Source organism: Psychrobacillus sp. FSL K6-1464, from assembly GCF_038003145.1.
In the GTDB taxonomy this organism is placed as follows: domain Bacteria; phylum Bacillota; class Bacilli; order Bacillales_A; family Planococcaceae; genus Psychrobacillus; species Psychrobacillus psychrotolerans.
On record NZ_JBBOOP010000001.1, the window covers coordinates 1,620,953 to 1,634,389 of the forward strand.

The following is a 13,437-nucleotide window of genomic DNA, read 5'->3' on the forward strand; positions in this document are numbered from 1 at the left end:
TAAAAGATTAATATAGTTTATCACACTACATCGCTAAAATGCTAGTTAATATTGATAATTCTAAATTGTTTTATAAATGGTTAAATGTTCGTTATTAACACTAAAAGTTTAAATTAAACAAAATATATTGACTTTATTGGTAGAATCGAACATAATATGTTCATAGTAAACGTTTTTATGAAAAGGAGAATTGTATGACTCCGATATTAAGAAAGAAACGCATCATTGAAGAGCTTGCCATAAATGGAAAAGTAGAAATTTTGGATTTAGTAAATTTACTAGATGTATCTGCGATGACCATTCGTCGTGATCTAGATGAACTAGAAAAACAGAAGAAATTGATAAGAACTCACGGTGGAGCCGCTATACCCGAGGCTATTATTGCAGAACAGAGCTATATTCAAAAAATTTCTGAAGCTCATCCACAAAAAGTAGAAATTGCTGAAATCGCTATAGGACTTGTAAAAGATGGTATGAAAGTTTTTCTCGATTCTGGTACTACTAATTTTGAAATTGCCAAACGTTTAAAACAGAAAATAAATTTAACGATTGTAACAAATGACATTAAAATAGCTGCAGAATTGATGGATAGCAAAGTGGAAGTCATTATGTTAGGTGGAAAAATTCAAAATGGTGTAGGGGCAGTTTTCGGAACATATGCAGAAAATATGTTAAAAGAAATCCATGTAGATATTTTGTTTTTAGGTGCCCATGCAGTTCATTCAACACTAGGCATTACATCTGCTACTTTTGAAAAAGCTTCTATAAAGAGAGAAATGATTAATAGTAGTGAATCAGTTTATCTAGTAGTGGATGCTCAAAAGTTCGGAAAGAAAGCGTTTGCTAAAATAGCGGATATCGATTGCGTGACAGCTATCATAACAGATCAAACACTTCCAGAAGAAGTAGAAGAAATCTACAGTGAAATGACTACCTTTATTAAGGGCGTGAAAAAATGAAAGTTGGAATTATTGCAGATGATTTAACCGGTGCTAATGCAACTGGAGTTCTCCTTTCTAAAAATGGGTTCAATAGTGCTACTGCAGTTTTTGGGGGTGAGGTGCCAAAAACGGGTGGTTTTACTTCCATTAGTGTTGACACAGATAGTAGATATTGTGCACCAAGTATTGCACAAAGTAGAGTGTTGAATGCGTACGAACAGCTTTCGACATGGGGGGCAAGTATTTTTTGTAAGCGCATTGATAGTACGGTACGTGGAAACCTTGGAGTAGAAACAGACACATTATTAGATGCAATAGGAAAAAATAGTGTGGCAGTAGTTGTTACATCCTATCCAGATTCAGGACGTATCGTATCTGGGGGGTATCTATTGATAGATGGTGTACCAGTTGAATCTACGGACGTTGCGAAGGATCCAATGAATCCAATTACAATCTCTCATGTGCCTACTATAATGATAGAGCAAAGTCAGTATCCAGTTTCCCACATAGGATTAGGGAGGGTTTTAAAGGGAAAAAATAGTATTCAATTGGAAATGATGAAACAAATAGAAACTGGAAATCGGATTATTGTTGTAGATGCTGTGACAAATGAAGACATTGATCATATAGCAGAGTCGATGGCTGCAATTGAGGGAGTGGTTTTTGTGCCCGTGGATCCAGGTCCATTATCCGCATCTTATAGTCGTTTAATGGCTCATCAGCATGTGTTGACGAATAAGTTCATCGTAACGGTTGGTAGCATAACTCCTTTAACTGGAAGACAACTAAATTATCTTATAGACAAGAAAAATGCTGACCCTGTTTATGTCAATACGGAGGCATTAGCTTCTACTACTAGTACGTGGGACGAAGAAATAGAGCGTGCGATGAAGGAAGCAATCATTAAATTAGAGGATCAAGAAGTATTAATCATCACTACGTATGCACCGGGTTCAGGGAAACTAGATTTAAAAGAAATAGCTGTTAGAGAAGGAGTAACAGAAGAAAAGCTTGCCAAGCGCTTAACGGAAGGTTTGGCTAGAGTTACTCATAGTGTTATTGACCAAACAGAACATGCAATTGATGGAATGTTTTCCAGTGGTGGCGATGTGACAGCAGCTCTATGCTCTGTCAGTGAAGCGCAGGCTATTGGTTTGCAGGATGAAGTACTTCCTTTAGCGGCATATGGTCATTTTATAGGAGGAGCTTTCGATGGCATTCCTGTAATTACTAAAGGTGGCATGGTAGGGGATAAGTACTCTATTTATAAGTGTGTAAGATTCTTAATAAACAAAAAAGAAGAAGGAAGTGTTTAGGATATGACTACAGTTCGAGAAATTATTGCAATTCCTATGGGAGATGCGGCAGGTATTGGTCCTGAAATTACAGTTAAATCTTTAGCAAAAGAAGAACTTTACACAATGTGTAAACCTCTAGTTGTAGGGGATGCGAATATACTTCGTAAAGCAATCGAAGTAACTGGTGTAAATTTAAAAGTTCGTGTCGTTTCATCACCAGCAGAAGGTTCCTATGAGTTTGGGACGATAGATGTAATGGACTTAGCAAATATTAATATGGAAGATTTCGCGCCAGGAGAGGTTTCGGCACAAAATGGACAAGCAGCATTTGAATTTATCAAACGCTCAGTGGAACTTGCAATGGCTGGCGAAGTTAAAGCAATTGCAACTACTCCGATCAATAAAGAATCATTAAAAGCAGCAAAGGTTCCTTATATCGGTCATACAGAAATGCTTGAGGATTTAGGTGGTGCTCCAGATCCACTAACAATGTTCCAAGTAAAAGGAATGCGTATATTCTTCTTAACAAGACATGTGTCAGTTGCAGAAGCAATTACGCAAATGACGAAAGAAAGAGTTCGTGATTATTTAAATAGATGTGATAAAGCTCTACAACGTCTAGGAGTTGAGAGTCGTAAGCTTGCAGTCGCAGGATTAAACCCCCATTCAGGGGAGGGCGGTCTATTTGGTATGGAAGAAGTAGAAGAAATTAAACCAGGTGTCGAACTTGCGAAAGCAGATGGAATTGATGCCTACGGTCCAGTACCGGCAGATTCAGTTTTCTTCCAAGCACTAAATGGTAAGTATGACGCTGTTCTTTCTCTATATCATGATCAAGGTCATATCGCGGCGAAAATGACGGATTTCCACCGTACAATATCTATTACAAATGGTCTGCCTTTCCTACGTACGTCTGTTGATCATGGTACTGCATTTGATATAGCGTGGAAAAACATTGCATCTGAGGTAAGCATGTACGAATGTATTAAACTTGCTGCTGAATATGCACCGAAATTTACTCGTGAATCATTATAAGTAATTAGTATAGAAGGAAAGTATTATACTTTCCTTTTTTAAAAACAGAGGATTGAAAGGGGTTTCATGGGATGTCATCTGAGTCACAAGTAATTTTAGGTCTTATCATTGGGGTAATTCTATTAGTTTATCTAGTAGTAAAAACGAAAATTCATGTGTTTTTAGCATTAATAATCGCAGCAGCAATAACAGGAATCATCGGAGGAATGTCACCACCTAAAGTAGCCGATGCCATAATTGGTGGTTTCGGTAGTACGTTAGGGTCCATTGGTATCGTAATTGGGTTTGGAGTTATGATGGGTAGATTATTGGAAGTTTCCGGTGCTGCAGAACGTTTAGCATATGCACTTATCAAGTTTATAGGAAAGAAAAAAGAAGAATGGGCCATGGCCCTTGCAGGATACATAGTTGCGATTCCTATATTTGTAGATTCTACGTTTATCATTTTAACGCCATTAATAAAATCTGTTGCAAGAAAAACTGGTAAATCAGTTGTTGCAATTGGAATTCCGTTGGCAATTGGTGCGGTAGCAACGCATCATGCGGTTCCACCAACTCCAGGACCACTAGGGGTTGCAGGAATTTTCGGAGTAGACATTGGTCAAATGATTATTTATGGATTGATTTTTGCGATTCCTATTATGTTAGTTGGAGTTTTCTATGGTAAGTGGTTAGGTAAGAGAATATATCAATTGCCAAATGAAGACGGCACGGACTGGGTTCGTCCTGAGGATGAAATGACGTATGATGAATTTGTTCAACTCTCAAATGAACGTAATAAAGAGCTACCATCCTTGTTCCGTTCTATATTACCGATTGTCTTACCGATTGTATTAATCTTCCTGAATACAACGTTGACAGCATTAGAAATTACGGGTGGAATTTATGATTATCTTATTTTCTTAGGCCAACCAATTATTGCGGTAGGGTTAGCTGTAATTGCAGCTATTTATGCATTAGCAGGGCGTTGGAGTCGTGAAGATACACTTGCCAGGATGGAAGAAGGTATGAACGCAGCCGGGGTTATTCTATTAATCACTGGTGCAGGTGGAGCATTCGGCTATGTATTACGTGAAAGTGGAGCTGGGGACTATATTGGAAATCTCGTTGCTTCCTTACCATTACCTGCTGTATTAATACCGTTCATAGTTGCCTCCCTTATAAGGTTGATCCAAGGTAGTGGGACTGTTGCAATGATAACAGCTGCATCTATTTCAGCACCAATTCTAGTTAATATAGATGGTGTAAATATGGTGCTCGCAGCACAAGCCGCAGCACTTGGCGCAATGGTATTCTCATATTTTAGTGATACAATGTTTTGGGTTGTTAACCGGTCACTTGGTATCACAAATACGAAAGAACAGATTATGGTATGGTCAGTACCAACTACATTAGCTTGGGGTGCATCACTAATAGCTATTCTGGTTGCAGATATATTTGTTTAATAATTTTTTCTAAAGACGCTCTCTATGGGCGTCTTTTTACTATTAGAGAATAATTCGTTTTAATGGTGAACGAATAATACGTAATTATCAATTCCATTCTTCTAAAATGATATAAGGTCGACTGCAGGACGAAAATGGAGAATCGAAAATCTTGAATATAACGAATTTTTTCGCTTAGTAGAAGGAAATTTAAATAGATGCTAGGAGTGAAAGGGTGTATAGTGTTTAGAGTGGTTTTATAGATTCGGTGAGATGTTGAAGGGAAGTAATAGGGTTGAAAAAAATTTTCACAAAGTCCACAATGCTACTCTTGTTTTTAATTTTTGTTTGGGGAGCAAGTTGGCCTATATATAAACTTGCATTACCATATACTCCTCCCGTCATATTTGCAGGAATGAGAGCAACAATGGGTGGATTACTATTAGCAGTAATATTATTTAAAATTAGGGATAAATTAAATTGGCGTGAGAATTGGCGTCTGTATTGCACTTCTGCCTTATTAAATACAACTTTATTTTTTGGAATTCAAACAGTCGGGTTAAATTATTTACCGGGTGGATTATTTTCCATTCTTGTATATTTTCAACCTGTATTATTAGGGCTTTTTGCATGGATTTGGCTCGGTGAATTTATGACTCCTGGAAAGATTTTGGGGTTAGTAATTGGCTTTATAGGTATTGTTATTGTGAGCTTGGATGGTTTGACTTTCCATGTATCAGTTATTGGTGTAATTTTAGGGTTATTAACTGCTTTCTTTTGGGCTTTAGGTGTTATATACGTCAAAAAAGTGAGCAATAGAGTGAATCCATACTGGATGGTTTCCATGCAATGTATAATAGGCGGTTTTATATTGATAGGATTCGGGAGTTTTTTCGAGGACTTCTCAGATATCGTTTGGAATAGTAAATATATCAGTGCCTTAACATATGGTTCCGTATTAGGTATACCTCTGGCACAAATAGTATATTACAAACTTATTAGAGAAGGTGAAGCTAGTAAGGTAGGTTCCTCCACTTTTATGGTACCAATTATTGCCGTCATATTAGGAGCGGTATTCCTTGATGAACCAATTACATATTTACTAATTATCGGGTTAGTTATGGTTGGCATTAGTATCTTCCTTGTAAACTATAGAAGTAAAAAGAAACTGATAGACTATAGTAATAATCGCTAATAATTTTAATAGAAGGTGATAATATGAAAAATAAGACTGTAGTTCGTTCAATGGATATCTTAAATTTGTTTCTCGAAAACCCAGAACTCACTTTTCAAGAGATAATTGATCTATCTCAAATACCGAAAACTTCTGTTTACAGAATGCTTCTGACTTTAGAAGAAATGGGTTTCGTAGAAAAAGGAAAAGATTCAAAATACCGATTGGGTTTATTGTTTCTAACGTATGGAAACCTTGTAGCTTCCCGATTAAATTTGAGGCAAATTGCTTTTGATATTATGCAAGAATTACATAAAGAACTAAAAGAAGCTATAAATTTAATCGTTCGACAAGGCGATGAAACAATTTATATTGAAAAAGTGGATGTCTATCAAAAAGTTCGCTTGTATACTGCTGTCGGGAGAAGAAGCCCTCTTTACGCAGGGGCATGTGCAAGGGCTATTCTTTCTTTTTTACCTGACCAAGAAATCGAGACCTATCTAAATAAGACAGAGTTTGAAAGAATTGCAACTGGAACAATAACTACTAAAGAAGAGTTATTAAGATCTATAAGTGATGCAAGGGTAAATGGATATACAATAAGCCATTCTGAACTAGAGGATTATACTTCTGCAATTGCAGCACCCATTTTGGACTTTAAAGGGGAAGTAGTAGGTGGGCTTAGTATTGCAGGTATCGAAGCTAATTACCAAGATGAGAATATTGAATTTTATGCCCAAAAAGTAATGAAGGCTGCTGACGAGATTTCATATAAGCTAGGCTACACTAAACCCCCTCAATAAAAAATGAGGGGGTTTTGAATTTATGGATATAGTTTAAAGTTAATCGCTTTTTTGATAAGGTTTATCTTTTGTTCATTTTGAATAAATGCCTGCTCTGCTTCTTCCAATGTTACTAATTTAAACTGGATAGTAGCTTTGGGTGGAAGTTGAGCAAGGGTAGGCAAATCTGCAGAAATTACCTGTCCTATCTTTGGATAACCACCTGTTGTCTGTCTATCGGCCATAAGAATGATTGGCTGTCCACTAGGGGGGATCTGAATAGTACCAAATGTAACTCCTTCCGATAACAGTTCAAAGTTTTCAGAAAGAGAAAGTGATGATCCCTCTAACCGATATCCCATTCGATCAGACTGTAACGATAAAGTGAAAACTTCCGTCAAAAGTTTATGTTGACTTTCTTTATCGAACCTATCAAATTCTGTCCCCTGTATTACTCGAATTATTTGATGTTTGCCCAAATTTATCAACTCATTATAATTTATGCTCCAATTGCCCTTGTTTTTCTGCCTAATTTTTGACGTCTTGCTATTGAAGACTTTTGAAGAAGTTAGAGGAAGCACATCTCCTTTTTGTAAGGCCCTCCCTTTAAATCCGCCAATATTGGCACGAAGATACGTGCTTTTACTACCCATCACCTCAGGAATGTCAATTCCGCCTGCAATTGCTATATATGCTCTACTTCCATCTATGGCTGTATGAAATTTTAACACCGAGTTTTTCCTAACAATAATCGGACTCCATAGCGGTGCAGGCTTATCATTAATAGTAGGTAAGAAATTAGCACCAGTTATAGCAATTAGTGTATCTTCCTCAAATTGAAGCTTAGTTCCATACAGTGTGATTTCAAGAGCAGCCTCATTTTCAGTATTACCAACTAAGAGATTACCAAGCCTTAAGGAATAGGAATCCATTGCTCCACCTACGATTACACCGAACTTTTGAAAGCCGTACCTCCCTAAATCCTGAATAGTAGTCAGCAATCCCTGGTGTAGCACTTTGATACTCATTTCTTCAACCCCTCGTATAAGAAGTATTCCTCAGGCGCAATGGAAACAAATTGAATTTTGTCGCCTGCCTGTAAAAGTGAGGGAGGAGACTGTTTTGGAAGAAATAAGTTTAGGGGAGTTCGACCAATGATTTGCCATCCACCAGGTGTTTCTAACGAATAAATCCCTGTTTGTTTACCAGCAATACCTACTGAACCTTGCGGAATAGACAATCTTGGGGTATCTCTTCTTGGAGTTGCTATTCGTTCATTCATACCTCCCATAAAAGGAAAACCCGGTGCAAATCCTAACATATAAACCAAACAATCACTACTTGTATGAATATCAATAACCTCGTCAATTGTTAGGTTATTTACTGACGCAACATTCTCTAAATCAGGACCGAATTCACCACCGTAGCAAACAGGAATAGTTACAGTTCTTGTGTCGGTTCTGTTCTCCAAAGTTATTTGTTGAACAATTTTCTCTATATGATTACTCACTTTATCATAGGCGCTATTCGAACCACTGTGTACGTTTTGTACCAAAAAAGGATTATAGTACACGGTAATATTATTATAAGCAGGTACGTATTCTATAATTCCCTTAAAGGGATTAGTAGAAATCAGCTCTGAGAGACTTTTTACAAGTTTATGTAGGGTAGGACTTATACCTTCTCCAAGCTGAACAATAAGTGCAGAATCTCCTAAAGGTTTAATGTCGACTTCTAACTGGGAAGAATTCATAATTGGAAAAACTCCTTTAGTTTCGAATTGCGGTACTTTAGTTCTTAAAAATGAACTATATAAATTATTATAATTGTCTAAATTTAAATTACAAGTTTTGTTTTTGCACCATATTTAATAACTTAATAAAAAATAATATCTATTCAGAAAAATCAAACTGTGGTAAACTTTTTTTAAGTTTCAAAACTAAGGTTCCATATTACGGAACTAATCAGAGCTGATTCTTTTATTTTAAATCTAGGGAGGGTTTAGAAAAATGTTTAAAATAGATATAAATTGTGATTTGGGTGAAAGCTATGGACGTTATCAATTAGGAGAACAAAAAGAGATATTGAAATATGTAACTTCTGCTAATATAGCATGTGGTTTTCATGCGGGAGATCCTAGTGTGATGCGAGAAACTGTAAAACTAGCTATAGATTATGGGGTTAAAATCGGTGCACATCCAGGTTTACCAGATTTAAACGGATTTGGTCGTAGAGAAATGAATATCTCTCCCCAAGAAGGCTACGACATGGTAGTTTATCAAATAGGAGCATTACAAGCATTTTTAGCAACATTTAATGAAAAGATGCAGCATGTAAAACCTCACGGAGCATTATTTAATATGGCAGCGAAAAACAAAGAGCTAGCCGAGGCTATTGCTCAAGCCGTTTATGATGTGGATCCATCCATAATTCTCTTTGGGCTAGCGAATAGTGAATTAACAGCTGCAGGAGAAAGAATTGGTTTACAGACAGCTCATGAAGTTTTTGCAGACCGCACCTACCAGGAAGATGGAACTTTAACTTCTCGTCAACATGCAGATGCATTAATAACTGATACGCATCAATCGGTTGCACAAGTTGTCAAAATGATTAAAGAGGGGGTAGTGATATCTCAACAAAATACGGAGGTATCGATAAAAGCAGATACAGTTTGCATCCATGGGGATGGAGAACATGCGGTTACATTTGCAAAACAGATTAAAGAAACTTTAGAGCGCAGCAATATTGCTATATCTTCGTTAGTAGACTAGGGGGAGAGAGAGATGTCAAAAAAGAATATTATTGCTGTGAATAGTAACAAGAAAGTTACGAATAGCGTATTGCTTGGTGCTGCATTTTTAATGGCAACTTCATCCATTGGACCAGGTTTTTTAACACAAACAACCGTATTTACTCAACAATTAGCAGCTAGTTTTGGATTTGTAATTTTAATTTCTTTAATATTAGATGTATTTGCTCAACTTAATATTTGGAGAATCATTACTGTATCTGGTCTTCGTGGTCAAGAGATTGCAAATAAGGTATTGCCAGGGCTTGGTGTAGTTTTAGCAATTCTTATTGTGATGGGTGGACTAGCATTTAATATAGGAAACGTCGCAGGTGCTGGTCTAGGATTAAATGCAATGCTCGGAATTGATCCGATTACTGGTGCAATAATAAGTGCTGTCTTTGCTATATTTATCTTCGTAGTTAAAGAAGCAGGTAAAGCAATGGATAAAGTTGCTCAAGTAGCTGGCTTTGTCATGATATTACTAATGCTTTATGTAGCGTTTATAACATCTCCTCCAGTAGGAGAAGCGATAGTAAGAACATTTGCACCTTCTGAAATAAGTATTTTTGCGATAGTTACATTAGTCGGTGGTACAGTAGGCGGCTACATTACTTTTGCCGGTGGACATAGATTGCTGGATGCAGGAGTAAGTGGAATAGAATCGATACCAGATGTGACAAAAAGTTCGGTGACCGGAATTGCTGTTACAGGTATCATGAGAGTCGCTTTGTTCCTTGCAGTTCTAGGAGTAGTATCTCAGGGGTTGGCAATAGACCCAGAGAATCCACCAGCTTCAGTATTTAAACTTGCTGCCGGTGAGATTGGGTATCGTATATTTGGTGTAATTATGTGGGCGGCAGCCATTACTTCAGTGGTAGGCGCAGCTTATACATCCGTTTCATTTATTCGTTCTTTCCACCCAAAAATCGAAAAATATCATAATTGGGTAATTATATTATTTATTATTGTATCTACTGTGACATTTGCTTTTATCGGAAGACCTGTAAACGTTCTTATCCTTGTAGGAGCACTTAATGCACTAATTTTACCACTTGCCCTCGGCACTTTACTGATTGGAGCTTATAAAAAAGAAGTGGTTGGAGAGTATAAACATCCTCTTTGGATGACGATAGGTGGTGGATTAGTAACGATAATCATGGGTGTTTTAGGTATCATGACACTTATAGAACAAATTCCATTGCTTTTTTAACTAGTTAGGAGTGAATTAGTATAAATAACTATATATCCATGTCACCCAGTAACATACGTGAATTGATACGTTCTGGAGAAATCACAGGTCCTACAGCTGGAATGTCTAAAGGCTATACACAAGCAAATCTAGCGATATTAAAGAAAGAATATGCTTATGATTTCTTGCTGTTCTGCCAGCGAAACCCTAAGTCATGTCCTTTAGTCGATGTAACTGATATAGGTTCTTTTGTGCCTAGGTCAATTGCTCAAAATGCTGACATACGCAAAGATATCCCAAAGTATCGGATTTATAAAGATGGCATCTATGTAGAGGAAGTTTTGGATATTACTGATTACTGGGAAGATGATATGGTAGCTTTCCTTATTGGATGTAGTTTTACGTTCGAAACTCCACTACTGGATGCTGGTATCCCGATTAGACATATTGAAGAAAACTGTAATGTACCAATGTATAAGACGAATATTGCGTGTGTGAAAGCAGGAGTTTTTGAAGGGCCGACAGTAGTAAGTATGAGACCAATGTCTTCTGCAGACGCAATTAGAGCTACACAAATTACTTCCAGATTTCCAGGGGTACATGGTGCGCCAATCCATATTGGAGATCCAAGAACAATTGGAATAACGGATTTATCGAAGCCTGATTTTGGAGATTCAGTTACGATAAAGGATGGAGAAGTGCCAGTTTTCTGGGCTTGTGGTGTTACACCTCAAGCAGTCGCTATGCAGTCCAAGCCTTCTATAATGATTACTCATGCACCCGGTTGCATGTTTATCAGTGATTTAAAAGACGAAAAACTGAGTGTATTTTAAGGCTTAGGTAATCCATTAAAACATGAAGATCGTGTAATTGCGATCTTCGTGTTTTTTTATGATTTATGTTAAAAGCCATTTAAAGAATTGGCTTTTAAATATTGTTGGCATTTACGGTTTTATTAATAAAACAATATAAGATGAATAAATTGAAGTAGAGGGAAACTAAAGGAGATGTATGGTTGGAAAATAATTACTTGAAAAGTGCAGTCTTTGAACATCAGTTTTGGCTTCGCGTGCTAGGAGATCATTCTCGCTTTATTCATGATTCGCTCTATCCTTCTCAAAAGAAGGACATCGAGAAGGCGAATTATTTCATAAAACATTTCTATCAACTTTTTTCTCAAGTAAATGCTTTGAACGAAACAAATGCTATTTCTTTTGCTAATATTGTCGCAGAATATGTGGATCAATTAAAATCATTTAAATTGTCCATTATCAAAAGGCATTTACTAGGGGAGATGGGGATTCACCTTACGCCTACCTTTATAAGTCATATGGTAAACGAGTTAGAAGAATATCAACTGGTATTAAGCTATCTGGAAAAAGGGGAAGTACCACCTATTTATCATGAATTGCATCACCATCTAATTTGGCTACTGGATGCTTCTGGTCATGCTGGTGCAATTGATGCTCGAATGGATGACACAGAGAAAAGACTAAAAGAAAAAAGTGAAATCTTTGCCAAACATTTTGAACAGTTTTATTTGAAAGCGGTTGAATTGACTGGTTACCTACGCACGAATATCAACAAGTTCCCAGCATTAAATAGATTTAATGATAATGTAGAGTTAGAAATAACTCTTTTTTTAGCTTTTCTAGATGAATTAGAAGAAATGGAACTAAATGCAGAGGTGCTTGGAACTTTTACTGTATCTATGGCTGACCATATGGCAAGAGAAGAACAATATTATTTATCAAAAGTGGCCGAATCCACCAATGCTGATAAAAAATAATCGCATTTATGCAGGGCATTATGATAGGTTTGAAATTAAAAGAACCGGGCGTGTAAAATGCCCGGTTCTTTATGGTTTTAAGAGGAAGATGTATGTTCGGTTACTGATATTGCCCAAGTAATGAGAAAAATTGTACAACGAAATCATGAAATACTTTTTCAGAAGGTGATAGATTCCTGGAAGCCGGACTAATGATTCCGACTGTTCTTCGAATATTAGGTAAATCAATAGGGATTTTCTTCGTGAATCTAGGTGTAGAGTCATAAAAAGTGCTTTCTGGCAACAGTGTTAGACCAATACCTGCGGCTACTAAACCTTTAATCGCATCCATATCCTCACCCTCTGAGGTAATTTTTGGTGTAAAACCAACAGAGTTGCATGCTTCGACCACTAGTTTTTGCATAATATAGCCCTCAGGGAAAAGAACAAAATCCTCATTGCGAAGATCAATAAGAGGAATCTTACTTCTTTTCGCAAAGGGATGGTTGGCATTTAAAAGAACGGAAAAATTCTCTGTAAAAAGAATCGTGTTATTTAAATTACTATCTTTGGGAGGAAGTGGGCCTAAAAACGCCAAGTTGAGCTCACGCTGTTTAACCGCTTCTATTAAATAATTGTAAGATCCCTGTCGCAAGTGAAAAGCAACGTTTGGATGCTCCTTTTTAAATGCAGAAATTACTGTCGGCAACAAGTGACCTGCTAAACTTGTTGGGAAGCCAATTTTAATAGTTCCTATTTCAGGATTTAAATATTCATCAATTTGTTTCTTGGCAAAATCGATGGCCTTAATAGCAGAGACACTGTGGTCTAAGAAAATCTTCCCTATTGGTGTTAGCTTTACATTTCTACCGATCCGTTCAAATAATTGAACTCCGAGTTCATCCTCTAAATTCGCTATCTGTCTACTAACTGCGGACTGAGCAACATGTAAATGGACTGCAGCCTCCGAAATATGCTCTCTTTCTGCTACTTCTATAAAGTATCTCAATTGGCGTAGTTCCATCGAATTCTCCT

At 36.9% G+C, this 13,437-nt stretch carries 13 protein-coding genes; 10 read left to right on the plus strand and 3 right to left on the minus strand.

Annotation, left to right across the window (positions count from 1 at the left end; translation table 11 throughout):
• Positions 1 to 194 precede the first annotated feature (194 nt).
• The 6 genes from MKX39_RS07935 to MKX39_RS07960 all read left to right on the plus strand — a co-directional run bounded on the left by MKX39_RS07935 (position 195) and on the right by MKX39_RS07960 (position 6,675).
• Positions 195 to 959 (plus strand): DeoR/GlpR family DNA-binding transcription regulator, encoded by a 765-nt coding sequence (locus tag MKX39_RS07935; RefSeq protein ID WP_340762144.1) that lies wholly within the window; start codon positions 195 to 197, stop codon positions 957 to 959.
• Entirely contained in the window at positions 956 to 2,257 is a 1,302-nt protein-coding gene (locus MKX39_RS07940) for a four-carbon acid sugar kinase family protein (RefSeq protein WP_340769031.1), read from the plus strand. The genes MKX39_RS07935 and MKX39_RS07940 overlap by 4 nt, the downstream gene beginning before the upstream one ends.
• Before the next feature lie 3 nt (positions 2,258 to 2,260).
• A complete protein-coding gene (gene pdxA, locus MKX39_RS07945; RefSeq protein ID WP_093534561.1) occupies positions 2,261 to 3,274 on the plus strand; it encodes a 4-hydroxythreonine-4-phosphate dehydrogenase PdxA in 1,014 nt (337 codons plus the stop codon).
• 71 nt (positions 3,275 to 3,345) lie between these two features.
• Positions 3,346 to 4,719: a GntP family permease gene (locus MKX39_RS07950; protein ID WP_340769032.1), complete on the plus strand. Its 1,374-nt coding sequence runs from the start codon at positions 3,346 to 3,348 to the stop codon at positions 4,717 to 4,719.
• Between the two features lie 274 nt (positions 4,720 to 4,993).
• Positions 4,994 to 5,893, plus strand: coding sequence for a DMT family transporter (locus tag MKX39_RS07955; protein WP_340769033.1), 900 nt, complete (start codon positions 4,994 to 4,996; stop codon positions 5,891 to 5,893).
• A 23-nt stretch (positions 5,894 to 5,916) separates the two neighbouring features.
• A complete protein-coding gene (locus MKX39_RS07960) occupies positions 5,917 to 6,675 on the plus strand; it encodes an IclR family transcriptional regulator (protein WP_093534555.1) in 759 nt (252 codons plus the stop codon).
• Positions 6,676 to 6,695: 20 nt separating this feature from the next.
• Here the strand turns inward: MKX39_RS07960 and MKX39_RS07965 are convergent, their stop codons facing one another.
• Positions 6,696 to 7,682, minus strand: a complete 987-nt coding sequence (locus tag MKX39_RS07965) for a 5-oxoprolinase subunit C family protein (RefSeq protein WP_340769034.1) — start codon at positions 7,680 to 7,682, stop codon at positions 6,696 to 6,698.
• Positions 7,679 to 8,407 (minus strand): 5-oxoprolinase subunit PxpB, encoded by a 729-nt coding sequence (gene pxpB, locus MKX39_RS07970; protein ID WP_340769035.1) that lies wholly within the window; start codon positions 8,405 to 8,407, stop codon positions 7,679 to 7,681. Before pxpB ends, MKX39_RS07965 begins: the two co-directional genes overlap by 4 nt.
• 256 nt (positions 8,408 to 8,663) lie before the next feature.
• Here pxpB and pxpA point away from each other — a divergent pair, with 256 nt between their 5' ends.
• The 4 genes from pxpA (at position 8,664) to MKX39_RS07990 (ending at position 12,423) form a co-directional block, all read left to right on the plus strand.
• Complete coding sequence (gene pxpA, locus MKX39_RS07975; RefSeq protein WP_340769036.1) at positions 8,664 to 9,425, plus strand: 5-oxoprolinase subunit PxpA; 762 nt, start codon at positions 8,664 to 8,666, stop codon at positions 9,423 to 9,425.
• Positions 9,426 to 9,437: 12 nt separating this feature from the next.
• Positions 9,438 to 10,655 carry an NRAMP family divalent metal transporter gene (locus MKX39_RS07980; RefSeq protein WP_093534547.1) on the plus strand — a complete coding sequence of 406 codons (1,218 nt, stop codon included), beginning with the start codon at positions 9,438 to 9,440 and terminating at the stop codon, positions 10,653 to 10,655.
• Between the two features lie 38 nt (positions 10,656 to 10,693).
• Positions 10,694 to 11,467, plus strand: coding sequence for a putative hydro-lyase (locus MKX39_RS07985; RefSeq protein ID WP_093534545.1), 774 nt, complete (start codon positions 10,694 to 10,696; stop codon positions 11,465 to 11,467).
• Positions 11,468 to 11,649: 182 nt separating this feature from the next.
• Positions 11,650 to 12,423, plus strand: a complete 774-nt coding sequence (locus tag MKX39_RS07990) for a DUF2935 domain-containing protein (protein ID WP_340769037.1) — start codon at positions 11,650 to 11,652, stop codon at positions 12,421 to 12,423.
• Positions 12,424 to 12,523: 100 nt separating this feature from the next.
• On the opposite strand, the gene MKX39_RS07995 is transcribed toward MKX39_RS07990, so the two are convergent.
• The gene (locus MKX39_RS07995; protein ID WP_340769038.1) at positions 12,524 to 13,426 is read right to left on the minus strand and encodes a LysR family transcriptional regulator; all 903 of its coding nucleotides are present in this window, start codon (positions 13,424 to 13,426) and stop codon (positions 12,524 to 12,526) included.
• Positions 13,427 to 13,437 lie beyond the last annotated feature (11 nt).